This is a genomic window from Thalassospira sp. CA1 (assembly GCF_059052855.1).
The window spans coordinates 354545-378007 of sequence record NZ_JBZCIA010000003.1 but is presented as its reverse complement, the minus strand read 5'-3'; the positions used below and the strand labels follow the sequence as shown (position 1 = coordinate 378007).

At 56.5% G+C, this 23463-nt stretch carries 19 protein-coding genes; 6 read left to right on the top strand and 13 right to left on the bottom strand.

Annotation, left to right across the window (positions count from 1 at the left end; all coding sequences use genetic code 11):
* Positions 1-116 precede the first annotated feature (116 nt).
* The 4 genes from AC5Q5A_RS08525 (at position 117) to AC5Q5A_RS08510 (ending at position 6074) form a co-directional block, all read left to right on the top strand.
* Positions 117-1301, top strand: a complete 1185-nt coding sequence (locus AC5Q5A_RS08525; protein ID WP_493894970.1) for an ABC transporter substrate-binding protein — start codon at positions 117-119, stop codon at positions 1299-1301.
* A gap of 105 nt (positions 1302-1406) precedes the next feature.
* Positions 1407-2282: a branched-chain amino acid ABC transporter permease gene (locus AC5Q5A_RS08520; protein ID WP_493894969.1), complete on the top strand. Its 876-nt coding sequence runs from the start codon at positions 1407-1409 to the stop codon at positions 2280-2282.
* A complete protein-coding gene (locus AC5Q5A_RS08515) occupies positions 2282-4846 on the top strand; it encodes a branched-chain amino acid ABC transporter ATP-binding protein/permease (RefSeq protein WP_493894968.1) in 2565 nt (854 codons plus the stop codon). Before AC5Q5A_RS08520 ends, AC5Q5A_RS08515 begins: the two co-directional genes overlap by 1 nt.
* Positions 4839-6074: an amidohydrolase family protein gene (locus AC5Q5A_RS08510; RefSeq protein ID WP_493894967.1), complete on the top strand. Its 1236-nt coding sequence runs from the start codon at positions 4839-4841 to the stop codon at positions 6072-6074. The genes AC5Q5A_RS08515 and AC5Q5A_RS08510 overlap by 8 nt, the downstream gene beginning before the upstream one ends.
* A gap of 52 nt (positions 6075-6126) precedes the next feature.
* Here the strand turns inward: AC5Q5A_RS08510 and AC5Q5A_RS08505 are convergent, their stop codons facing one another.
* The 7 genes from AC5Q5A_RS08505 to AC5Q5A_RS08475 form a co-directional block, all read right to left on the bottom strand.
* Entirely contained in the window at positions 6127-7464 is a 1338-nt protein-coding gene (locus tag AC5Q5A_RS08505; RefSeq protein ID WP_493894966.1) for a sensor histidine kinase, read from the bottom strand.
* A gap of 5 nt (positions 7465-7469) precedes the next feature.
* Positions 7470-8150 carry a response regulator transcription factor gene (locus AC5Q5A_RS08500; protein ID WP_493894965.1) on the bottom strand — a complete coding sequence of 227 codons (681 nt, stop codon included), beginning with the start codon at positions 8148-8150 and terminating at the stop codon, positions 7470-7472.
* A 98-nt stretch (positions 8151-8248) separates the two neighbouring features.
* The gene (locus tag AC5Q5A_RS08495) at positions 8249-8851 is read right to left on the bottom strand and encodes a nucleotidyltransferase family protein (protein ID WP_493894964.1); all 603 of its coding nucleotides are present in this window, start codon (positions 8849-8851) and stop codon (positions 8249-8251) included.
* A 10-nt stretch (positions 8852-8861) separates the two neighbouring features.
* Complete coding sequence (locus tag AC5Q5A_RS08490; RefSeq protein WP_493894963.1) at positions 8862-9857, bottom strand: XdhC family protein; 996 nt, start codon at positions 9855-9857, stop codon at positions 8862-8864.
* 87 nt (positions 9858-9944) lie between these two features.
* The gene (locus tag AC5Q5A_RS08485) at positions 9945-12119 is read right to left on the bottom strand and encodes a xanthine dehydrogenase family protein molybdopterin-binding subunit (RefSeq protein ID WP_493894962.1); all 2175 of its coding nucleotides are present in this window, start codon (positions 12117-12119) and stop codon (positions 9945-9947) included.
* Positions 12120-12122: 3 nt separating this feature from the next.
* Positions 12123-12584, bottom strand: coding sequence for a (2Fe-2S)-binding protein (locus AC5Q5A_RS08480; protein ID WP_008890003.1), 462 nt, complete (start codon positions 12582-12584; stop codon positions 12123-12125).
* Between the two features lie 288 nt (positions 12585-12872).
* Positions 12873-13106: a hypothetical protein gene (locus AC5Q5A_RS08475; protein ID WP_063089053.1), complete on the bottom strand. Its 234-nt coding sequence runs from the start codon at positions 13104-13106 to the stop codon at positions 12873-12875.
* Between the two features lie 212 nt (positions 13107-13318).
* Between AC5Q5A_RS08475 and AC5Q5A_RS08470 the strand changes: the two genes are divergently transcribed.
* Positions 13319-13756 (top strand): Lrp/AsnC family transcriptional regulator, encoded by a 438-nt coding sequence (locus AC5Q5A_RS08470; protein WP_062955801.1) that lies wholly within the window; start codon positions 13319-13321, stop codon positions 13754-13756.
* A gap of 165 nt (positions 13757-13921) precedes the next feature.
* On the opposite strand, the gene AC5Q5A_RS08465 is transcribed toward AC5Q5A_RS08470, so the two are convergent.
* The 6 genes from AC5Q5A_RS08465 to AC5Q5A_RS08440 form a co-directional block, all read right to left on the bottom strand.
* On the bottom strand, positions 13922-14986 hold the full coding sequence (locus AC5Q5A_RS08465; protein WP_493894961.1) for an ABC transporter ATP-binding protein: 1065 nt from the start codon (positions 14984-14986) through the stop codon (positions 13922-13924).
* 1 nt (position 14987) lies between these two features.
* The gene (locus tag AC5Q5A_RS08460; RefSeq protein ID WP_493894960.1) at positions 14988-16346 is read right to left on the bottom strand and encodes an MGH1-like glycoside hydrolase domain-containing protein; all 1359 of its coding nucleotides are present in this window, start codon (positions 16344-16346) and stop codon (positions 14988-14990) included.
* Between the two features lie 5 nt (positions 16347-16351).
* The gene (locus tag AC5Q5A_RS08455; RefSeq protein WP_286792580.1) at positions 16352-17581 is read right to left on the bottom strand and encodes a carbohydrate ABC transporter permease; all 1230 of its coding nucleotides are present in this window, start codon (positions 17579-17581) and stop codon (positions 16352-16354) included.
* Positions 17581-18894 (bottom strand): ABC transporter permease subunit, encoded by a 1314-nt coding sequence (locus AC5Q5A_RS08450; protein ID WP_493894959.1) that lies wholly within the window; start codon positions 18892-18894, stop codon positions 17581-17583. The genes AC5Q5A_RS08455 and AC5Q5A_RS08450 overlap by 1 nt, the downstream gene beginning before the upstream one ends.
* A 71-nt stretch (positions 18895-18965) precedes the next feature.
* On the bottom strand, positions 18966-20312 hold the full coding sequence (locus AC5Q5A_RS08445) for an ABC transporter substrate-binding protein (protein ID WP_493894958.1): 1347 nt from the start codon (positions 20310-20312) through the stop codon (positions 18966-18968).
* Positions 20309-21403: a substrate-binding domain-containing protein gene (locus AC5Q5A_RS08440; RefSeq protein ID WP_493894957.1), complete on the bottom strand. Its 1095-nt coding sequence runs from the start codon at positions 21401-21403 to the stop codon at positions 20309-20311. The genes AC5Q5A_RS08445 and AC5Q5A_RS08440 overlap by 4 nt, the downstream gene beginning before the upstream one ends.
* A gap of 744 nt (positions 21404-22147) precedes the next feature.
* Here AC5Q5A_RS08440 and AC5Q5A_RS08435 point away from each other — a divergent pair.
* The gene (locus AC5Q5A_RS08435; protein ID WP_493894956.1) at positions 22148-23308 is read left to right on the top strand and encodes an MFS transporter; all 1161 of its coding nucleotides are present in this window, start codon (positions 22148-22150) and stop codon (positions 23306-23308) included.
* Positions 23309-23463: the final 155 nt, after the last annotated feature.

Here is a 23463-nt window from a genome sequence, read left to right as displayed (position 1 = left end):
TGATTTTGAATGATTGTGATTCTTGGCATGTCGCTTGCTGCAGTGCGGTGACGATTTGGTGCGCATGCCCAATTTGCGACGCCGGACGACGCAGACACATAATCAGGGAGTCTCACATGCCTATTTCTTCGCCTTTCCGGAAAATAACGCGGCGTGCCGCCCTTCTCGGGGCTGCTGCGCTGATGTTCGCCACCACCTTGCCTTCCCATGATGCCCGTGCAGAAGACACTGTGAAGCTTGGCCTTGTTGCCGCCCTTAGCGGTCAGTCGGCCAAATCGGGCGAAGCCATTACGCGCGGCATCACTCTTGCGATTGACAAGATCAATGCCGAGGGCGGCGTTCTTGGCAAGCCGCTTGAACTTGTATCGCGTGATGATGAAAGCAACCCGGGCAAGGGTCTGGTTGCAGCCCGTGAACTGGCCCAGCGCGAAGGCGTTGCGGCAATCATTGGCGGCCTTGATACGCCGGTATCCTTTGCCATCGTGCCGTATGTGAACCAGCAGAAAATCCCGTTCATTGGCCCGTGGGCTGCCGGAACCGGGATCACCAAAAACGGTGCAGAGGAAAACTATGTCTTCCGCGTTTCGGCCGTTGATGAATATGTCGACGAAGCCATCACGGAATATCTGATCGCCAATTACGGTGCGAAGAAACCGGGCATGATCCTGATCAACAACCCGTGGGGGGAGTCGAATGAAAAGGGCTTGCTCAAGGCGCTTGAAAAGCGTGGCATGGAACATGCCGGGATCGAAAAGTTTGAATCAAACGATGTCGATGTTGTCCCGCAGCTGACCCGTCTTAAGGAAAACGGTGCAGATTCCCTGTTTGTGGTTGCCAACGTTGCCCCGACCGCACAGGTGATCAAGTCGCTTGATCGCATGGGCTGGGATGTTCCGATTTCATCGCATTGGGGTCCGGCCGGTGGCCGCTTCACCGAGCTTGCTGGCAAGTCGGGCGAGAAGGTCCACTTCATCCAGACCTATCTGTTTACCGATCCGGCCAATCCGATGTTCGTCAAACTTCAGGAAAAGTTCCCGGAAATCAAAACCCTTGCCGACGTGACCCCGGCAACCGGCATTGCCAACGCCTATGACGCGACCCTTCTGATTGCAGCCGCCATTGAAAAGGCCGGCTCGACCGAAGGTCCGGCCATCCGCGAAGCGATGTACGAAATCAGCGGTGTCGAAGGCATGATCAAAACCTATGACAAGCCGTTCACCCCGGACGATCAGGATGCGCTTGGTCCGGAAGATTACACCTTCGCGCATTTCGTCGAAGGCCAGATCATTCCGATCAAATAAGCGATTTAACTAACCCTGTCGGCGTGTTCCCCAATGCGCGCCGGCGGGGGATTTATCCATTTTAAATGATGCACTTATGTGCACGGCATAAGCAGGCGGCTGGCAATGACACTTTTAATCGCAGCTCTGATAACCGGGATCGGTCTGGGCAGTATGTACGGGCTGATCGCACTTGGTTTCCAGATCACCTATTCGGTGTCCTCCAAGGTCAATTTCGCGCAAGGATCGATGGTGATGCTGGGCGCTGTTCTGGGCTTTGTATTCTGCGAACGATACGGTTTTCCGGTCATTGTCGGCTATCTGCTGGCCATTTTGTGCTGCGGGCTTGCCGGTATTCTGGTTGAATTTTTCCTTGTCCGTCCGTTTGCCATTCGCAATTCCGAAGCCTGGCTGATGGCGACCGTCGCGGGCGGTATTTTGCTTGATAACGCGGTGCTGTTTACCTTTGGCAACGAACCCCGCACCCTGCCATCCGCCCTTGTTGGCGAAAGCTGGAATGTGTTTGGCACGGGTGTTTACCCGCAACAGATCCTGATCCCGGTCGCCGCCATTGGTGTGGCACTCGCACTGCATGCCCTGTTCCGCCATACCCGTCAGGGCCGCGCCCTTTTGGCCGTGGTGCAGAACCTTCAGGCCGCCAAGCTGATGGGGATCAACACCACCTTGATGGTTACCGGATCCTTTGCCATTTCATCGATGCTGGCCGGGTGTGCCGGGCTTCTGATTGCGCCGCTGTTTTCGGTGCATTCGGATATGGGCACGCTTTTTGGTCTCAAGGCCTTTGCGGTTGCCATTCTGGGCGGCATGACATCGGCCTATAGCGTGATGTTGGCTGGCTTCATCTATGGTCTGGTTGAGGCCGGTGTGACCACTTATCTCGGATCGTCCTACACCTTCATCGTCGTCTTCGCGCTTGTGATCGCGGTCCTGACCGTCAAACCAAGTGGCCTGTTTGGCCGTGCTGCGATCAAGAAGGTCTGATGATGAAACGCGATATGAAGCTTAAAAACCCGATGCCCAAACTCAATAAACCCATCGCCCTTGATGCCACCATCCTGGCCGCCATCATCGCCGGTCTGATCGGTGTGACGATCACGGGCGGCTATACCCAGTTCGTCATCGGCCTTGTCGCCATCACCACGGTTTTGTGCGTGGGGCTAAATGTTTTATATGGCCTGACCGGGCTGGTGTCGCTTGGGCAGGTCGGGTTCTTTGCCATCGGGGCCTATGCCAGTGCGATCCTGACCCTGGCCGGGCTTAACTTCTGGATGGCGCTGATTGCATCGACCCTGATTGCCGGGTTGGCGGGGTGTGTCCTGGCACTTTCGGCTGTGCGAATGGCCGGGCCGTTCCTTGCCATGGTGACGATTGCCTTTGCCTTTATTGTCGAACATGGCGCGATTGAATGGCGGGCACTGACCGGCGGGCAAAACGGCCTGATGGGTTTCCCGATGCCCGAATTGTTTGGCTATATGTTTAGCGAACGTGACCTTGTGATGCTGTGTGTCGTTCTGGCCGGGGTTGCGCTTTTTGCCTTCCGTCGTCTGGCAACAAGTGGCTGGGGCATGGCGATGACCAGCATGCGCGATGCGGAAATCGCCGCAAGTTCGCTCGGTTATAACGCCTTCGCTGTCAAGGCGACCGGCTTTGCGATTGCGGCTGCCATGGCCGGTCTTGCCGGTGCGTTGTTTGCACCGCTCATGATGTTTATCGCACCGTCAAACTTCCCGCTTAGCCAGTCGATCCTGTATCTGTTTGCCGTCATTCTGGGCGGTGCGGGCACGGTTCTGGGGCCGCTGGTGGGGGCATCGGTTTCGGTGTTGTTGCCCGAACTTCTGGCCGACTTTGCCGAATATCGCCTGCTGATTTTTGGCGGACTTCTGATTGTCGTTCTGTTGATTGCACCGCGCGGCATTGTTGGCGTGATCGAACGCTTCATTCCACTGACCAAACGTGGTGTCACCGCCACCCCGGCGGCCGAGATCGAGGCAGGCCTTAAGGATTACGCCAAATCAGACGGTCTGGTGGTTGAAAACCTGTCCATCGCCTTTGGCGGGGTGAAGGCGGTCAATGCCGTTTCCTTTACCGCCAAGCCGGGCGATGTCACATCGATCATCGGCCCGAACGGGGCGGGTAAAACGACACTTTTGAACATCATCAGCGGGTTTTACAAACCGACCGAGGGTGTTGTGCGCATCGGGGATCAGGACATCGCAGGCAAGCCCACCGATTTTGCCGCGCGCAATGGCATTGCGCGCACCTATCAGGCGACCCGTCTGTTTGAAAACATGTCGGTGATCGACAACGTCATTGCCGGTCTTCCGGTCGGTCGCTTTGGCAAGCCGTTCAGTGCGATTGCATCGGATGCCAACCGCAACCATGCCGCCGGGCTTCTGGCATTTTGTGGCTATCATGGCGATATCGATGCCCGTGCCGGTGACCTGCCGCATGTTGATCGCAGGCTGGTTGAAATTGCCCGGTCGCTGGCGACCAAACCCGGTGTGTTGTTGCTGGATGAACCGGCTGCTGGCCTGATGCATGCCGACAAGGTGTCGCTGGCGAAATTGCTGCGCCAACTGGCCGATGCCGGGATTACGGTGGTGCTGGTCGAACATGACATGGAAATGGTCATGGGCATTTCCGATCAGATATTGGCGGTTGATGCAGGCACCCCGATCATCTTTGACACCCCGCAGGCCGTGCAAAACGACCCGCAGGTCATCGCGGCCTATCTTGGCGACGGCGAAATGAAGGCCCGCCCGCGCCCGATCCCGTTTGAGGCCGGGGACTCCCCGGTGATTGAAACGCTGCGTCTAACGGCTGGCTATGGCGCCGCACCGGTTCTGCATTCCGTGGACCTCAAGGTCCGTCAGGGCGAAATGGTTGCACTTCTGGGCGCAAACGGTGCGGGCAAGTCGACCTTCCTGACTGCACTGGCCGGGTTGCTCCGCCCGGTGGATGGCAAGATCGTTCTCAATAACGAATATATCCATGATCTTGCCCCGCATCAGATCGTCGAACAGGGCTTGGTTCTGGTGCCCGAAGGCCGTCAGGTATTCCCGGAACTGACCGTGCGCGAAAACATCGAACTGGGGGCCTATAAACAACCCAAACCTGTCAGTTCCGATGAACTTGAAGCCATCCTGAACCGCTTCCCGCGTTTGCGCGATCGCATCAACAGCCAGGCTGGTCTTTTGTCCGGGGGCGAACAGCAAATGATGGCAATCGCCCGTGGTCTGGTCGCCAAGCCAAAGGCGCTGTTGCTTGATGAACCATCGCTTGGTCTGGCGCCTGCCATGGTCGAGGAACTCTATGCCATTCTCGGCGAATTGCGCGACGAAGGCGTGACCATCCTTCTGGTCGATCAGATGGCGACCATGGCGCTTTCGGTCGCTGATTATGCCTATGTCCTTGAACAGGGGCAGGTGGTTGCCAAGGGCAAGGCATCCGAGCTGAGAAAAGATGAACGCCTGATTGCCGCCTATTTGGGGGGCTCGGAACAAGGCGATAAGAAACCAAAACAGGAAACACACGAGAATGCTTGATTATCTGGTGAGGAACGCCTGCCTGAATGGCGAGAATGCGCTTGTCGATCTTGCCGTGGCGGATGGAAAAATTGTCGAGATCGCCCAGTCGATTGCCGGGGATACGCCAAGTTTTGATGCGCCAAGCTTTGATGCAGCGGGCCAGTTGATCAGTTGCGGCTTTGTTGAAAGCCACATCCATCTTGATAAGGCCTGCATTCTGGACCGTGCCAAAAACGAAACCGGCACGCTTCAGGGCGCGATCAGTGCGGTCGCCAACGCCAAAAGCGGCTTTAACGAGGATGACATTTACGCCCGCGGTGCCCGCGTGATTGAAAAGGCAATTACCGAGGGCACCAATGCGGTGCGCACCCATGTCGAAATCGATCCGGGCATCGGCTTGGCGGGCTTTGACGCCATCAAGCGGCTTAAGGCCGACTATGCCTGGGCAATGGATATCGAAATTTGCGTTTTCCCCCAGGAAGGCCTGTTTAACTATCCCGGGACCGAGGAACTGTTGCGCGCAGCATTGGACAATGGTGCCGATCTGCTGGGCGGCTGTCCCTATATGGATACCGATCCACATGGCCAGATCCTGCGTCTGTTTGAAATGGCGCGCGACTATGATGTCGATCTCGATTTCCATCTGGATTTCGATCTGGATGCCAGTTGGCGGCATTTGGATGAAGTTGCAAAACAATCCATCGCCTTTGGCTGGCAGGGCCGCGTGATGATCGGGCATGTGACCAAGCTATCGGTCCTGCCCAAACCCGAACTTGAAGACACGATTGCCATCATGCGCGATGCCGGGATCGGCCTGACCGTGTTGCCCGCAACCGACCTTTTCCTCACCGGGCGCGATCATGATCATTCCGTACCCTGCGGTGTCGCGCCTGCGCACAAGCTTGCCGCCCATGGTGTGTGCTGCACGATCGCGACCAACAATGTGCTGAACCCGTTTACGCCTTACGGCGATTGTTCGCTGTCGCGCATGGCCAACCTGTATGCCAATGTCAGTCAGCTTGCGACCGAGGCCGAACTTGAAAACTGCTTTGCGATGGTGTCCGACGCCCCGGCCAAACTTCTGGGGCGCTCCCACAAGATCGCGGTTGGCGAAGCCGCAAGCTTCATCATCCTGCCCGCCCAAAGCCGCGCACAAGTGGTCTCCGAAATCAGCCGCCCGATCTGGGGCATGAAGGATGGTCGGGTAACGTTCGAACACCCGGCGGCAAGGCTGTTTCGGCCATAAGTCAGACAAATAAAAAAGGGCAGCACATGGGCTGCCCTTTTTTGTCTGAGGATTAGTTTCCAGCCAGTTCGGGTTTGCGCTCAACCCGCGTTTCGGCGCCCGGATCGAGGCAAACCGACATGCCGCCATTGGGCAGATGCGTAAGTGTGCAGATCCAGTCAAGACGTTCACAAATACGCCGGACGAGTTGCAGGCCAATGCCTTCGCCCTGGGGCATTGTGCATTGGCCATTGCAGGTCAGGATGGCGTTCTCGACACAGATCTGTGTGCCGGAAAGCGTGATCTTGACCTCGCCTTTTGGCGTGTGCTGGAACGCATTTCGGATCAGGTTGGACACCACAATCATCAGTGCCGCGCGCGAGGTCGCGATCTCGGTTTCGCGGCTGTCAGGTTCAAATGTGCAGGTAACGTGTTTGCCTTCCATCAGATAGGAAAGATCACTGATTTCCTGTTCGATGAAGGTGCTGATGTTAATCGTTTCGGTTTGGCCAAGCGGTGCATTGTCACGGCCCAGCCACAACAGGGTTTCAAGCAATTGCTGCATATTGCGGTTGGCCCGTTTGATGCGGGCCATAACGCGTGCCTGCGTTGCGTTGAGCGGGCTCTTTTCCAGAAGTTCGACATTGCCCGAAACGATGGTAACAGGCGTGCGCAGCTCGTGGCTGGCCTGACGGAGGAATTCACGTTCACGGGCGACGAATTTGTCGATCTGATCAACCGATCGATGCAGTTCGTGGGCAACGTCATTCAGCTCTTCAAACCCGAAATCCGGGATCGGTTCGCGCAGGTTATCTGCCGTCAGATTGTTGGCCCAGTTCTGAAGGTTCTCGGATGGTTTGGTCAGACGTTTGCCAATCACCCACAGGAACCAGGCAAAGATGCCGACCACCGCCATGGCAAACGGGATCGACAGCAGGGCCAGCTTGTGCAGGCGCACGAAATAGATGCTGTCTTCATCCCCGGCGTGATAGGTCTGCAGGATCAGGATGTCATCCCCATTGCGCAGCTGATAGGGGAAGACCAGAAAGACCGGGTTTTCGGGATTTTCCTCGGCGGCATATTTGTCGGTGTTGATATAGAAAAGCTCGCCAATCTCAAGATCGTCCGGTGTTGCGTGCGCGCGCAATTCCGCCGGCAACTGATCAAAACCGGTGAAGGTTTCAATATTGAAACCTTTGGGCAAGGGGGCTTCGGGGTTTTCGGCCAGTTCATTGTCATATTGTTCGGCAATGACCTGAAGCTGGAAGGACGCCACCATCCACTTGCCATACAGCATGTAGAAATTGACGACCACCGTATAAAGCACGAGCGTAATGACCAGACCCAGCAGCACGTAATTGCGCACAAAGCGGGAAAAGGATCGGGTCTTGGGTGCGCAACATGTGCTCATAGCGGCTACTCGCGAAGGGCCACGCCCTGGCCCGGAATGGTGTGAATCAGATTTTTCTCAAACGGTTTGTCGATCCGATGACGCAGTTTGTAAAGATGTGTCTTCAGCGCATTGGTATCGGGTGGATCGCCTTGCCAGAGTGCCATCGACAAACGAGAACGGGTTACAACCTGCGGACTGTTTTGCGCGAGAACCTCCAAAATGGTCCAACCCGTTGGTGATACACTGATATTCTGGCCAGCCCGCACCACGGAACGGTTTTCAAAATCAATAAGCAGGTCACCAAGCGAGAAGCGCCTTACCTCGCCACTGCGCCGACGCGATAAAACACGTGTGCGCAAAAGAAGCTCTTCAAGCTCAAACGGTTTGACCAGATAATCGTCCGCCCCGGCGTGGAAACCTTCGATCTTGTCATCAAGTGTATCGCGCGCGGTCAGCATAAGAACCGGGGTGTCCACCCCTTCGTCGCGCAGCGCCTTGCAGATGCTGATGCCATCGCGGAATGGCAACATCAGATCAAGCAGGATGACGTCATATTCGCCGGTCAGCGCCATCTGATAGGCGGTTTCACCATCATAGGCATGGTCGCATTCAACGCCTTCAATCGTCAGATAGTCACTGACGGTGGCGGCGATATCCATGTTGTCCTCAACCAAAAGGACCATGATGTGGGCGGTTGCTTTCATTCACGTCATCTCGTTTTTCAAGACATGCAAGCATGCCGCAATTCAGCCGACGGGTCAGCAGGAAACACCCCACTACCCGGTTTGGCACATTAGGCCGGTTAGTCTGTCACTTGCTTCAGGTCATCTTGGGTATCGATATCAAGCGTGGCATTTGCAAGCGATACGGCCGTCACCTTATCGGCATGTTTATCGATGATTTTGCGCGCGCCAATCGGTCCGGCAAGGCTTTGCAAATCATCAAAGACAGATCTCGGAAAAATGGCAGGCACACCCATTCCATCGCTGTGCCGGGTTGCGACAATCTGTTTGCCGTCAAACGCCGTGATCAATCGGGTGTAATCATCGCCGGTCAGATTGACCTGATCACACAGGGCAATCAGAACACCATCATATCCGCCGTTGGTCGCGATTTTCGTCATGCCGCACCCAATCGAGCTTCCCATCCCCGTGGCCCAGTGTTCATTGGTGACAATGGTCACGCCGCTATCAAGGCGCGGCGCGATTTCATCGCCATAGGCACCAAGAACCACAAAGGTATCTGATTTTGGCATCCCGGACAGGGCATCAAGCGCATGTTCGATCATGGGTTTGCCATTGATATCGGCAAGCTGCTTACGCCCGCCAAAGCGCGCACTTTCCCCGGCCGCCAGAAGAAGCGTGGCCAGTTTCGGTTTCGGGATGTCTGTGCGTGGTGTCATCATCAAGGTCACATTATTCGGCGGCTTGTGCCAAGGCCGGGGCCGCTGATTGCTTGAACAGGGCGGCATGAATGCCTGATAACATCGAAAGAGCAATGCTTTCAGGAAGTTGCCCACCAATGTCGAGACCCGCCGGACTTGAAATATCAAATGCCAGATCGTTCATGGAAATACCAGCTTCGTTCAGAACATCGCGAAACCGATGGCGTGGACCAAGGGCGGACAGATGTTTGATCGGTGCATCGCAAAGCACCGCAAGGGCTGCGGCATCAATGCTAACACTATGAGCCATCAGAATTACCGCATCGACTTTGTGATCGGTCACATAGGTCGCGAGGTCACGATCAATCTTGCGAAGGATGATGCCTGCTGTGGGGAAATGCTCGGCCCGGGCATTTGCCGGGCGTGGATCGACCAGCGTTGTTTGCCAGCCCATTTGATGGGCAATGCCAATCACCGGGCGGGCATCAAGGCCACCGCCCACCACAAGAACATGGGGTTCAGGCTGGATCGGTGTCACCAGCCAATTGCCGTCATCACGGTTTTCAATATGGGCCGGGCGCTGCCCATAAAGCGCGCCAGTCTCGAAATAGCCTTCGACCGCATCGATTTTCTGGAAATAGACGCCGCTTTGACGTTTTTGCAGGGCTTCATACAAATCGCCAAGGCCCAGATCATTCGCGGCAGAAAGTGGCTGGAGCATGATATAGACCGTGCCGCCACATCCCACGCCAAGTTTGAATGACAGATCATCTTCGTCAGTGCCGTCATAGGTCAACATGACAGGCTTGCCGGTCACCATGGCCCGGCGCGCATTGCGGATAATGTCGGCCTCAAGGCAGCCGCCGCTGAGTAGTCCGAACTGTTGCCCGTGACCGTTGATCAGCATCATGGCACCGGCCTTGCGATAAGCCGACCCTTCGGTACGATAAACCGTTCCCAGCACCCATTCAGTGCTGTCGCGGTTTTCCTGCCAGGTGCCAAGCATTGCAGAAAGTTGATTGGTCATATTCCTCGCCCTTTCAGCAAAAGGGTAACTGCCCGGGAAACCACGGGGTGGGGGATGGGGGAAAATGATCCCCCGAGCAGTAATCTCTTACACGAAGTCGAAACCAGCCTTGGTCATGGGAAGATCCAGGATCCGCTTGCCGGTTTGCGCAAAGATCGCATTGGCAACGGCCGGCCCGGTCGGGGGCAGACCCGGTTCGCCAACACCGGTCGGCGCACCGTTCGATGGAACGATGGCGACTTCGACTTCGGGCATTTCGGGATTACGAAGCAATTCGTAGTCCGGGAAGTTGTACTGATCGACTTCACCGTCGGTCAGGGTAATCTGATTGCGCAAGATCGCTGTCAGGCCGTAGCCTGCACCGCCTTCCATCTGTGCGCGAATGACATCGGGGTTTACAGCCACACCGCATTCAACCGCCATGAACAGCTTGTTGACATGCACGCTGGTGTCATCGACCGAGACGTCCGCCACAACCGCGACACATGTATTGAACGAGAAGTGGCAGGCAAAGCCGCGCTTATCGCCTTCTTTCCATCCGGAAATTTCACGCACATGCTTGATGGCTTCAATCATGCGGGCCTGGTTTGGCTGTGTTGCGTCCAGCATCGACAGACGCAGTTCGATCGGGTCCTGACCGCTTTCGGCTGCGACCATATCCATCAGGGTTTCCATGGCATAGGCGGTGTGGGTATGTCCCACCGAACGCCACCAAAGAACCGGCACCGGGTTATGGAAATCCGTCAAGCCGATGGCCTGGTTCGGGATGGCATAAAGGCTTTCGGAAACGCCTTCGACAGAGGTCGCATCAACGCCGTCACGGACCATCATGCCCTCAAAGCTTGTGCCTTTCATGATCGACTTGATGGCAAGGCGATGGTCCCATCCGACGATCTTGCCATCCGCATCCAGACCAATCTTTGCCCGGTGTGCCGACATGGCGCGGTAATAACCGCCCTTCATGTCGTCTTCGCGGCTCCAGACCAGTTTGACCGGGACTTTCTTGCCCGACACGGCAAAGGCCATGGCAGTCTCGGCATTATAGTCGGCGGTCGGATTGGCGCGGCGGCCAAACGAACCGCCGGCATATAGCGTCTTGATTTCGACCTGTTCGGGCTTAAGCCCAAGGATCGCCGCAACCGTCGGCCGCGTGATGGTCGGGAACTGACAACCGTCATGGACACGCACGCCAAAATCGGTTGGTTCAATCGTGCAGTTCAGCGATTCCATTGACGCATGCGCCAGATACGGGAAGGTAAAGTCAGCTTCGATGGTTTTTGACGCACCGTCGATCAAGGGGGCGACACCGTCGGTCGTGATTTCGTGGCCGATTTCGAATTCCGGTTTTTCATCAAGCAGGGCCTGATGGGCCGCGATCAGGGCATCGGTGCTGCGGGTTTCTGCAACGCTGAAGTCCCATTCAACCGAAAGCGCATCACGCGCCTGGAACGCCGACCAGGTGTTTTTGCCAAAGGCAACCACACCGGCCTTGTTTGGCAGGACCTGTGCGGCGATGAAACCACCGACATCCTTTGCCGCGCTGTCATCGAAGGATACAACGGTGCCACCGAATTTCGGGCTGTGCATGATCGCGGCATAGATCATGCCGGGCAGATTGACATCCATGGCAAAGATCGCGGTCCCGGTGGTCTTGCCGTGATTGTCCTTGCGGTGGAGCTTTTGGTTGCCGATCAGCTTGAACTGGTCCGGGGTTTTGATCGTCGGCTTTTCAACGGCTTCAAGGGTTGCTGCGATCGCAACGAATTCGCCAAAGTGACCGGAATTGCCCCCCGATGAAATGACGCCGTTCTCAACAGAGATGGTTGATGCATCAACACCCCAGCTTTGGGCCGCGGCACGGACAAGCAAGTCACGCGCGGCAGCACCAGCTTCGCGGTACTGCACAAACGAGTTGGCAATCGAGGTCGAACCACCGGTCCCCTGCGCGCCAAAGAACAGGTTCTTGTAGCGGACATCATCGGCCGGTGCGAAATCGGTTTTGACACTGTCCCAGTTGGCATCGATTTCTTCGGCGACCAGGGTGGTCAGGCCGGTGGTCGTGCCCTGACCCATTTCGAAATGTTTGATGATGACGGTGACAACGCCATCGGCATCAATTTTGACAAACGGGTTCAGGTCGGTATTTGCAGTGACCGAGCTTCCGGCAGCCAGAACACCCTTGGCATTCACACCGACGAAAAGGGCTGTGGCGCCTGCGGCCGATCCCTTAAGGAAGCCGCGACGGGATACGTTGATGTTCATGGCTTAGGCCTCCAGCTTTTCAGATGCGAGCTTGATGGCTTCGTTAATGCGGACATAGGTCACACAGCGGCAGGCATTGCCGTACATGTAATCCTTGATTTCCTCATCGGTCGGATTGGGGTTTTCGGTCAGAAGGCCGATGGCCGACATGATCTGACCGGACTGACACCAGCCGCACTGCACGACATCTTTTTCCTGCCATGCGGCCTGAACCGCCTTGGCGACCTTGTCGGTCGCACCTTCGATGGTGGTGATTTCGCTATCGACCGCATCCTCGACAAAGGTCTGGCAGGAACGGGTCGGGTAACCGTCCACATGCACAGTGCAGGCACCACAATAGGCAACGCCGCAACCAAACTTGGTGCCGGTAAGTTCCAGTTCGTCGCGCAGAACCCAAAGCAGCGGGGTGCCCGGTTCGACATCAACGGTACGGGATTCTCCATTGATCTTAAGCTGATATTGCATGACCGCCTCATCTCTCTCTTGGCTTGTTATGCCTGATCATCGCGTGGGGGCAGGTAACCAAGCGGTAAACGCCCGGAATGCGTTATTTGGTGCAGATGTGATGGCGATCTCCGGGCCGGTCGGAGGGCTATACAGGCAGGCAGCCAAGGGATTTAAGGCGGATGGCGCGAGACGTCGGAGAGGAAAAAGCGATCAAAACAAAAAGCCCGCCAGTGCATGGGACACCGACAGGCTTTTCAAGCTGGTCCGTCAGGTGGGGCGCCTTATGACCGTTAATGAGGGAGGTCGTTATCTCGGCAGGTGGCCATGTTCGCAGACGAACGCAACGTCATTGCGGGCAATGCCGATATCTTCAAGCACTTCGCGCGGGGCGTTGCGAAGCATTTCCGCATCACGGGCGACCTTGTAAGCCAGTGCCCATTTGCGCGGGAAAAGGACGAGCCAGCGCCAGATGGTTACGCCTGATACCGGCGCGACATTGGTGGTGGCGACGAGGGATCCATTTGTAAACTGTGCTGGCATGATGCTGGCTCGCTAGTTTGTTTGCTAATAAGGGGACAAAGTTTCCTTCGGACCCACAAACAATTTACGTCTGGATTATGTGAAACGGCGCGCAAAGTTCGCAAATCCGTGCGAGATTTTCGCAAAGAATCTGCAAAAACGATTTTCTTTCGCTGGCTGCTTCGGTCATGTTTATCCGAAGGGTATTACAGCGTCGTTTGGGATATTGGACCTTGGCGGAACTCGATAAATTTGACTATCGCCTGCTGGAATTGTTGCAGGAAAACAGTCGCTTAACAGGTAATGAGCTGTCCGCGAAAGTTGGCCTTTCATCGGCGGCCTGTTTGCGCCGGGTGCAGCGCCTGCGCGAAACCGGGGTGATTGAACGCGACGTTGCGATTGTGTCGCCCAAGGTGTTTGGCAAGAAGATGATGGTGATCGTGCTTCTGACCATGGAGCGCGACCGCCCGGACCGGTATATGCTGATGCGCGAAGAATTCGGCAGAATGCCTGAGGTTGTGCAGTGTCATCATGTGACAGGGGCGCATGATTTTGTGTTGCGTATCCAGGTCAGCGACATGGAAGAATACAGCGCATTTGTCGACCGGGTGTTTCATGAACCCTATATCAAACGCTATGAAAGTCTGGCGGTTCTGGGGTCGCTGAAATAGCGCAAAAAGGGGGTTTGTGGGTATTCACTTAAAATGAATAACCAAGCCCATTATTCACTATTGGTGAAAAATCAGACGGCAGGCCAAAACCCGATATTGGACGTCATTTTAATTGTATGAGGATTAAAATGACGTCCAAATCGAAAATCCGGCATGCGCGTTTCGTCATGCCGGGATGGTTTTTCCCGAGGCGTCGAACAGATGCACATCACCGGATGCGAAATGCAGGCCGACCATGTCGCCTTCCTTGGCGTCGGAATGACCGACAATGCGGACCGTAAACAGACCGACATCGGGCACATTGACATAGGCGAAGCTGTCGGAGCCGAGATGTTCCATGACATCGATCTGGCCGGTCAGGATGGCTTTTGAGGCATCATTGGCATCACAAAGCGCCATATGTTCCGGGCGAATGCCCATCTTGGTGGCGCCTTCGGTGTTGCGGGCAATATCGGACGTGTTGCCATTGCCAAAGGTAAGCTGCGTGCCCGTGCCCTTGCAGTCGACCACATTCATTTTCGGCGAGCCGATAAACTGGGCGACGAACAGGTTGCCCGGATGACGATAGAGATCAAGCGGGGTGCCGATCTGTTCGATCTGGCCGGCCTGCAGAACGACGATCTTGTCAGCAAGCGTCATGGCTTCGACCTGGTCGTGGGTGACATAGACCATGGTGGCACCGAGTTTTTGATGCAGGCGGGCGATTTCAAGGCGCATTTCAACGCGCAGAGCCGCATCAAGGTTGGAGAGCGGTTCGTCAAACAGGAAGGCGCGCGGTTCGCGGACAATTGCACGACCGATTGCGACGCGTTGACGTTGGCCGCCTGACAGTGCTTTGGGTTTGCGATCCAGATAGTCTTCGAGTTTGAGGGTGGCGGCAGCTTCATCGACCTTTTGGGTGATTTCGGCCTTTGGCATGCCGGCCACGGTCAGAGCAAAGCCCATATTTTCCCGAACCGATTTGTGCGGATAGAGCGCATAGGACTGAAACACCATCGAAAGCTCGCGCTCCGCCGGGGGCTTGCCGGTGACATCATCGCCATCAATCAGGATCTGGCCATCGGATGCTTCGACAAGGCCCGAAATCAGGCGCAAGAGTGTTGATTTACCACAGCCGGACGGGCCGACAAAAATCACCAGTTCACCTTCATCGATCTGAAGATCAATGCCCTTGATGACATCAATCCCACCAAATGATTTGCGGATGCCTTTAAGTTCGATCTGGCCCATTTTATGTGTTCTCCTGATCTGCGGTGCCGGTTTGGGAAAGGTGTGGGGTGATGGGCAAAGTTTCGGGACGGGCCGCCCAATAAAGCGACATCGATGCCGTCCACGAAAAGTCCGTGCCCCCGCCACCACGGCCGGTCACCGGGCAGAAATATTCACGAAAATCGGATTGGTCGATAAGGGACTGCGTGTCACGCCGGATACGATCGGCAAGATCGGTCTCGCCATGTTCGATCAATCCGGTGGCGATCATCCAGTTTATCATGGCCCAGACCGGGCCGCGCCAATAGCGAATGGAATCAAACAGTTCATGAGCGGGATCAAAACTTGGAACCCCGTGTTTGACCTGTGATAGCCAGTGGGTCAGGGTTGCCGCCATCTTGCAGGCCCGCGACGGTTCGACAGGCCCGGCAAAGAGTGCCAGCCAGCTTCCTGATGTCAGGCCGGTGGCGTGTTCATCGCGACGCAAATCAAGCGTGACATAGCCGCCAACGGTTTCTGACCACAGCAACTCAAACCCGGCATCGAGACGGGCGAGGCGGGCGGTGGCGCGGGCGGCAATGCCGTCCTGGCCCAGAAGCGTTGCCATACTGATCAGGTCGCGTTCGGCGCGGCGTAATATGGCATTCATGCCCGGTTCGGCGACCCAGAACGGGCAGTTACGCGCGATGTGGTCGGTGTTCCAATTGCAATCACGACCAAACCGGACCAGCGCCATGTAGTGATCGTAGTCGTTGTTTTTCGGGCGTTCGTCTTCGTTGACGATATCGGTATCGCGGCGGTGATAGGTGCCGACCCCCGCCGTATCGATGAACGAAAGCGGGCGATCCCAGTCGGGCAGATTGTCGCGGCCACTTTCCCACGGATGCATGATGGCAACCACACCGCGGCCATCCGGGTCCCGGGCATCGAGGAACCATTGATGCCAGCGATCAAGTTTGGGCAGAAGTTTTGCCGCCCGGTCGCGATGGGCATTGATATCTTCGGCCAGAAGCCGTTCGATCACGGTTGCCGCAACGGGTGGCTGGGTGATGCCCGATGTTGGCGGGCTTTTGGCGATGTCGGTCGTGCCCCATTGTTCCGGTCCGGGGAAGTAGCTTTTTTCCTCTTTCCAGAAAATGATGTGCGGAACCATGCCATTGTCCCATTGCGCGGAAAGCAGGCTTTCGACTTCCTGCCAGGCGCGATCAGAATCAAACACCGAAAAACCAAGGGCAACCAGCGCACTATCCCAGTTCCATTGGAACGGATAAAGCTTGGCACTTGGCACGGTATAGCCGCCGCGATCATTGCCAAGCAGGATGTTGGCCGCACGTCGGTTGGTGCCCGTAAGCTGATCGAGTGAAAGGCGCATCTGGCTCATCTGGCTCATCCTTTGACACTCCCGGCGGTGAGACCCTGAACGAGGAAGCGTTCAAACCACAGGAAAATGACCAGGATCGGAACCGTTGCGATCACCGCACCGGCCATCAGATGTTGGCGCGGGACCTCGGATGAATTGAGCGATACCACCCCGCGCGACAGGGTGAAGATGTCGGGATCATCAAGGAACATGAAGGCAAAAAGGAATTCGTTCCAGGCGATCATGAAGACATAAAGCGATACCGATGCCAGTGCTGGCAAGGCCAGTGGCAGGGTGATTTTCCAGATCACGCCAAAGCGCGACAAACCATCCATCAAACCGGCTTCTTCCAGTTCGGCGGGGAGGCCGCGGAAATAGCCCTGCAGCATATAAAGGGCCACGGGCACCGTGGTGGCTGGATAGACGATCAGAAGGCCAACCACCGTATTGCGCAGGCCAAGCTGACTGAAGACGGCATAAAGCGGAATGACCAGAACGATCATCGGCACGAGATAGATCAGCAGGATGGAGCTTGAAAGCACCGTCTGTCCGGGGAACTTCAAACGCGCCACCGCATAGGCGCCGGGGATCGAAAAGGCCAGCGTGATCAATACGGTGCAAACTGACACGATGGTCGAAATCAGAAGGAAGCGGCCAAAATTGAACTTGGTGAACAGTTCGACATAGCTGTCAAACAGGCTGGCCGCACCCTGTGTCAGGTCAATCGACAGATCCAGCGGGTTCAGGAACAGATCCTGCTGGTTCTTGAGGCTGGTCATCACCATCACATAAAATGGCAGGATGACGATCACGCTAAAGAATACAAAGCCAAAGCCCTTGAGTGTGCGGACAATCACCAGATCAATTTTGTAGCGTTTGAGCATGCCCGACTGAATGTCGATCAGCACTGCGCGGTTGGCAAAGGTCACGGCAAGCGCAATCAACCCGACGCCGAAGGCCTGAATAAGCGAACTTTCCGAGAAGGCCAGACTGAACGGTGCGCCAAAGGAAACCAGCATCATCGAGACGATCACGCCAGCAAAGGCGACAAGATAAAGCCCCGGTGTGCGATCTGCGGGCGCGCGCAGCATGATGATGGCGGCATTGACCGCCCCGCCAAGCGCACCTGCCGAAATGATCGGTGTGGCCGGAAGGCCGGTGATCAGGGTCAATGAAATGCCGGTGAGGGCAACCGCAATCGTGCCCCAAAGCAAGCCGGTCAGCAGCCCCAGAAGAAGACCCGTACCGATACGCATTACGAATCCTCCCGATGGACGAATTTGAAATAGAACACGGCAAAGACCAGAAGCAGGATGAAGATGGCCACCGCCACCGCCGCCCCGGCGCCGAGATTGGACAGGGCAAAGCCCTGTTCATAGACATCGACTGTGAGTGTGCGCGTACCCGCCGCCCCGCCGGTGAGCAGGAAAATGTCGTCAAACTTGTTGAACGTCCAAATGAAGCGCAGCAGGAACAGGGTGGATAGGATCCCCAGCAGTTGCGGCAGGGAAATGTGCCAGAACTGTTGCAAGGGCGTGGCGCCATCGACCTCGGCGGCCTCGTACATGTCTGATGAAATCGACTGCATCCTTGCCAGAATGAACAGGAAGGACAGCGGGAAATAGCGCCAGGCTTCAAAGGCAATCACGGTTGCCAAGGCCAGCGGGAAATCGATGGTGAGCCCGAAAACATCAATGGGAATGTCGCGCTGACCAAAGAAGTTTACGCCCTCGTCGGCAAGGTTCATGCGCTGCAAGATGGCATTGAAGGTGCCGTTGAAGGGATCAAGCAGGATCACCCAGGTAAAGGCGACCGCGATCACCGGTGCCACATAGGGAAACAGGAAAAGCCCGCGAATGATCGACCGCCCGGCAAAGGGTTTGTTGAGCATTTGCGCGGCAAACAGGCCCAAAACCAGTGCGCCCAAAGTGCCAAAGACCGTGTAGGTGATCGTCACCCACAGCACCGACCAGAATTCGTGGGAATCAAAAATACGTGCGAAGTTATCGAGGGTGAATTCACTGTTGGTCAGGATGTTGTCGGACGTGCCGGTGACGGTGGGTTCGCTATCGCGCGGGGAAACCGGATTGGCGGCAAAGCTTTCATCTGAAACCGCCGTCATCTTAAGCCGGGTGCGTTCGCCAGCCGGAAGGCCATCAAGGGCACAGCGGACCTCGGCCCCCGTGACCGTACAGACATCCCCCGGATCAATAACCGTAATGCCCGCGGGCAAGGTATCGGTCAGGACGACGTCGGTAATATCGCCGTCGCGCGATGAATTGCGCAGGCGATACTGGATTTCAAATTCCTGTCCGGCGATGTCAAAATCGCCCCGGACCCGTTCGGACACCACCGGGGTTGGCGGGCGCAAATCCGATAGTGTGACCGGCTTGACCGAAATCCAGAAATTGGCCAGCAACGGAAACAGGACAATGCCCATGACAATCAGAAATGTCGGGGCCAGCATCCAAAGGGCAAGCCGTGCTTCGCGCCGGGCCATCGGGCCCAGTTTGCCTTTGCGCAGCGTGGTGGTTGCCGGAGGTTGAGCGGTTGAGTTGGAAGGGGCCATCGTCTTGAAATCCGTTGTGAAAATCGGAAATCCGGGGCGCGGTGATAATCTGCGCCCCGGATCAAGATCGCTTATTCGATGTTGCTGACTTCTTCGTTGATCAGATCAGCAGTTGCATCGGCATTACGTTCGCCATCGATAAATTCGCGCACACGGCGGTTGATGACCTGACTGTTGATGATGCGCGATGCCTTGGCCAGCTGACCTTCGGCAACACCCCAACGGTTTGCGGTTTCAAGACCGGAAACGATGTCGGTGATGACGGCCGGGTCATAAAGCTCTGACAGCGGCTTTTTGCGGTCCACACCAACCGGAAGCGTAGCCCATGCCTTAACAAATTCATCCGGATTGTCGGCGGTGCCATGACGGACCGGGAATTTGCCTTCGGGTGCGATGGAAAGGGTGCTGGTGTAACCTTCACCGAGCGAGAATTTGACAAACTCCTCGGCCGGGTCGGTATCGGCATCATTGGTAATGCCGAAATAGCGAATGTCACCCCAGGCCGCCCCGTTCGGGTTGGATGGGCCCATCAGGCGGGTAACAACACCGGTTTTCGAGGCGAGCTCGCCCGAGGTCGGGTCGTTATTAATCGTGGGCGGCGCACTGTCGCGCAGGCCTGCCAGTTCATCAAGGATGAAGGGCGACCAGATGATCATCGCTGCTTTGCCCGCGAAGTAAACCTCGCGCGACTGTTTCCAGTACAGATCACCGGGGGGCGATGCATCGGCGAGTTTTTTATAAAACTCAAGCGCCTCGACGAGTTTTGCCTTGTCAAAGCCGACCGAGCCATCGGCGGCCACCGGGGTTGCGCCGTTTGCCAGGAAGACATGTTCGAGAACCTGGCTCATGAAGTTTTCGTCGATCTTGGTCGCGGCGACAAAGCCATACATTTCAGGCGGATTGTGCAGTGCTTCGATGGCCTTGACGATATTGGCATACGTGTTGGGGGCCTCAAGACCGGCCTCGTCAAACAGGTCCTTGCGATAAAGCACCATCTGGGTCCAGCCATCAGAGGGGACCGCGGCAACTTCGCCGTCGAAATCAGCCATGCTAAGCGCGGCCGGGGCGAAGGTATCCTTGCCCAACTGGTTGACGACTTCGTTGTTGGCTTCGGTATCAAGGATGCCGGCCTCGGACCAGGGCAGGACATATTGCAGGGTCAGGTAAATGACGTCTGGCAAGTCACCGGCGGCGTAGGCGGCGGTGGCACGCGTGCCAAGTTCGGTTTCAGTGACCGGAATGACTTCCACAGAGGTGCCGGTTTTGGCTTCGAACTCCTTGGCCATTTCTTCTTGTTTGGCCAGTCGTTCGGGTTGTTCTTCGGTGGTCCAGAACCGCAGTTGCGCACTGGCGATGCTGGTGGAAACCAGCAGACCAGCGGCAGCAAGCGTTAAAGCACGCGTAAACCTTGTTTTCATGAGATGCCTCCCTTGGCATTTGCGGCCAGCTTCAATGCTGGCGGGTTGGCTGACCCACGGACGGTCAGCGATGCTTCCCACAGAATTTGGGAAAATTCGGATGCAGGCGAATTTGCCTTGTTTGCCCTGTTTGCTTGGGCAACAACGATCCGGCCGACTTCACGGCCGATCTGATAGCTGGCCTGGCTCATGGTGGTCAGGCCGGGATGGATGGCCTCGCCCATCGGCAGGCCATCAAAACCAATCACGGACATTTCCGTTCCGACGTCGATACCGGCATGGGCCAGCGCATGGATGGCGCCGATGGCAACGGCATCGGTGACGCACAAAATGGCGGTCGGATGATCGGGGAGTTTGAGAATTTCCAGGACGGCCTCGCGGGCGGCCAGTTCGTTGGTGATGCCGTCATGCATATAGCCCGGAAGAATGTCGCAGCCATTGGCCTTGGTCGCGGCAAGATAGCCCGCGCGCCGTTGCCAGGCGTAATTAAGTTCGGGATCGCCGCCGAGATAGGCGATCTTGCGATGGCCAAGGCCGACCAGATAATTCACCGCATCGACAAAGGCCTTTTCATTGTCGATATCAAGCCATGCGTAATCGTCGCAGTTCTCTGTCCGGCCTTGCGCGACAAACGGGATATGTGATGTGCGCAGGAAATCAATGCGGGGATCATGGCGTTTGGTGCGCGCGACAACAAATCCGCCGACCTTGCCTGAGCGGATCAGGCGGTCCATGACTTCGACCTCGTCATGACCATCGGGAACGGCGGAGACCAGCAAGTCCCAGTCAGACAGGGCAAGTTCGGTGGCAAGCCCATCGAGAATTTCGGCCAGAAACGGATCGATCTGATGGCCGTCGCGGGCGGGCAGGACAAAGCCGATGGTTTCGACAATACCACGGGCAAGACGCCGGGCGGTGGTTGACGGGCGATAGCCCAGCTCATCGGCGGCCTTGCGCACACGGGCAACGGTTTTTTCGGCGATATCGGGATAATTGTTAAGCGCGCGCGAAACGGTTCCCTCGGACAAACCAAGATGTTTGGCCAGCCGGGCAATCGACATGGTTTCGTTTTGCTTCCGAACGCGCGGCACGGAACCTCCCTGAGTGTCTTCGTTAGAGCCTGTTGCATCAAATTTGCCTCACTTTGCCGAGGACATCCTTCTGTCCGGCAAAGAAAGGTCCGCTGTGCGTAGCGGGGCTAAGGTTCAAGGACCTTGACGCTGCGGGGCGGAAGAATGTCCCGGCCCACAGGGTTCGTTTTTGGCGGCGTTTCGCGGCGTTACACCGTTTGACCGATGCGCCGCATCGCTCTGCACGCTGTGCCTTGCCAAACGACACGCCAAAAACAAACAAAGCGAAGCAAATTTGATGCAACAGGCTCTACTGCTTTTCACCGCCTTTTTGACGGTGTTTGATGTTCCGAAACCGCTTTCGGAACAGGGAAACGCTATCCGAAACCGCTTTCGGTTGTCAAATAGTTGATTTTGAACGATTTATTTTGCAACGCGGCAGCGGGTTCCGGCTACCCGCAAGGGTGGGGTGAAATCGCGTGTAATTCATGCACGCCAAGCCTTGTGCGTAAATTCATCAACCAAAGGTATAGAATTCAGTGCGCGCCGTATTTTGCGGCGCAAACCTTTGTGTTGCCGCGCGTGGTGTGGTGTGTTTTGGCATGTTCGGCGGTGACTCGCGCCGTTGCTGCATCCAATACGGTGCGTGATGCCATCAGTGGCAATTCTGTCGGGGATGGTCCCGTTACTGAGCGGAGCTCGATTTTATCTGCTAAGTATCGAATTTCCTTGCCTAAAACAGGGCAAATCATATCACATGGCGGTATGACAGACCAAAATGCCGAGATTAATCCGAATGCCATTGCGCAAGTAAAGGTTCTGGCCCTGCTTGGCGCGGTGTTGCTTGTCGGGTCGAATTCGTTTGTTTTAAGCCCGATCCTGTCAGAAGTGGCAGGCGGGCTTTCGACGCAGACCTATCATGTGGCCTGGGCGATTTCGGCGTTCGGGGCGGCGACGGCACTATCGGCGCTGACCCTGGCCGGGATGATTGACCGGATGTCGGTCGGGCGTGTTTTGGGCGGTGCGGCCCTTTTGCTGGCGGTGGCGCAGGTTTCAAGCGGGCTCAGTCAGCATTGGATGTGGCTGTGTCTGTCGCAGGCGCTGGCCGGGGTGGCGGTTGGTGTGTTGTTGCCGGGATCCTATGCCACGGTCACCGCCACAGCCCCCAAGGGGCGGGAGGCAGCACGGCTTGGTGTGGTTCTGACCGGGTGGGCGTTATCGTTGGTGGTGGCAGTCCCCGCCGCAGCGTTCATTACCGAGCATCTTGGCTGGCGGATGGTTTATTTCCTGATGGCCGGGCTGTCGGTGCTGGTGGCTGGTATTCTGGTGATGTTGCTGTCGGATGTGCGCGGCGGGATGAGCACGCGGACATCGCCCTTGCGCGCATTTCGGCTGCCGGGTGTGTGGCAGTTACTGGCGGTGATGCTGGTTTATATGACCGCGTTTTACGGCTGTTTTGCGTTTTTCGGGGTCGGTGTGCGCACAGCCTTTGACCTGTCAGCACAGGGCAGCGGTATGTTTGTCATGGCCTATGGCGTGGGGTTTGGCGTCATGGGATTTGTTTTGGGCGTGATATCGCCCAAAATTACCCGTGGGTATTTGTGTCTGGTGTTGATCGCGATTGCGACAAGTTATGCCACCTGGGGATTGACCCTGCAAAGCCAGATCAGCGCCATGGCGGGTACTGCCATCTGGGGGATGCTTAATCAGCTTGGTCTGAATACGATGGTGGTGTCGCTGAACCGACAGGCGTCTGATGCGCGCGGAGCGGTGATGGGGCTGAATAGTGCGGTGACCTATTCGGCGGTGTTTGCCGGGCCGATGATCATGGGACCGATTTATGCCGGGTTCGGCTTTGCCGCCGTGGCCGGGTTTGGAGCCGTTCTGGTGACGTGTGGTGTGATCGTGAGTTGGCGACGCGCCTGAGGCGCGGGTGTTGCGCATCGTCATTCCGGGCGGAGCGATGCCTAGTCTTGCAATCTATAGCGGTTCGAATGGCGGGGGATTCCCGCCTTCGCGGGAATGACGACCTTATCAAAAACGCAAAATGGCGGGTCGAAACCCGCCATTTCGTTTGTGCG

Excerpts from the sequence above, each read along its gene's own strand:
- AC5Q5A_RS08525 (WP_493894970.1), top strand. The coding sequence starts at position 117 with ATGCCTATTTCTTCGCCTTTCCGGAAAATAACGCGGCGTGCCGCCCTT.
- AC5Q5A_RS08520 (WP_493894969.1), top strand. The coding sequence starts at position 1,407 with ATGACACTTTTAATCGCAGCTCTGATAACCGGGATCGGTCTGGGCAGT.
- AC5Q5A_RS08515 (WP_493894968.1), top strand. The coding sequence starts at position 2,282 with ATGATGAAACGCGATATGAAGCTTAAAAACCCGATGCCCAAACTCAAT.
- AC5Q5A_RS08510 (WP_493894967.1), top strand. The coding sequence starts at position 4,839 with ATGCTTGATTATCTGGTGAGGAACGCCTGCCTGAATGGCGAGAATGCG.
- AC5Q5A_RS08505 (WP_493894966.1), bottom strand. The coding sequence starts at position 7,464 with ATGAGCACATGTTGCGCACCCAAGACCCGATCCTTTTCCCGCTTTGTG.
- AC5Q5A_RS08500 (WP_493894965.1), bottom strand. The coding sequence starts at position 8,150 with ATGAAAGCAACCGCCCACATCATGGTCCTTTTGGTTGAGGACAACATG.
- AC5Q5A_RS08495 (WP_493894964.1), bottom strand. The coding sequence starts at position 8,851 with ATGATGACACCACGCACAGACATCCCGAAACCGAAACTGGCCACGCTT.
- AC5Q5A_RS08490 (WP_493894963.1), bottom strand. The coding sequence starts at position 9,857 with ATGACCAATCAACTTTCTGCAATGCTTGGCACCTGGCAGGAAAACCGC.
- AC5Q5A_RS08485 (WP_493894962.1), bottom strand. The coding sequence starts at position 12,119 with ATGAACATCAACGTATCCCGTCGCGGCTTCCTTAAGGGATCGGCCGCA.
- AC5Q5A_RS08480 (WP_008890003.1), bottom strand. The coding sequence starts at position 12,584 with ATGCAATATCAGCTTAAGATCAATGGAGAATCCCGTACCGTTGATGTC.
- AC5Q5A_RS08475 (WP_063089053.1), bottom strand. The coding sequence starts at position 13,106 with ATGCCAGCACAGTTTACAAATGGATCCCTCGTCGCCACCACCAATGTC.
- AC5Q5A_RS08465 (WP_493894961.1), bottom strand. The coding sequence starts at position 14,986 with ATGGGCCAGATCGAACTTAAAGGCATCCGCAAATCATTTGGTGGGATT.
- AC5Q5A_RS08460 (WP_493894960.1), bottom strand. The coding sequence starts at position 16,346 with ATGAGCCAGATGCGCCTTTCACTCGATCAGCTTACGGGCACCAACCGA.
- AC5Q5A_RS08455 (WP_286792580.1), bottom strand. The coding sequence starts at position 17,581 with ATGCGTATCGGTACGGGTCTTCTTCTGGGGCTGCTGACCGGCTTGCTT.
- AC5Q5A_RS08450 (WP_493894959.1), bottom strand. The coding sequence starts at position 18,894 with ATGGCCCCTTCCAACTCAACCGCTCAACCTCCGGCAACCACCACGCTG.
- AC5Q5A_RS08445 (WP_493894958.1), bottom strand. The coding sequence starts at position 20,312 with ATGAAAACAAGGTTTACGCGTGCTTTAACGCTTGCTGCCGCTGGTCTG.
- AC5Q5A_RS08435 (WP_493894956.1), top strand. The coding sequence starts at position 22,148 with ATGACAGACCAAAATGCCGAGATTAATCCGAATGCCATTGCGCAAGTA.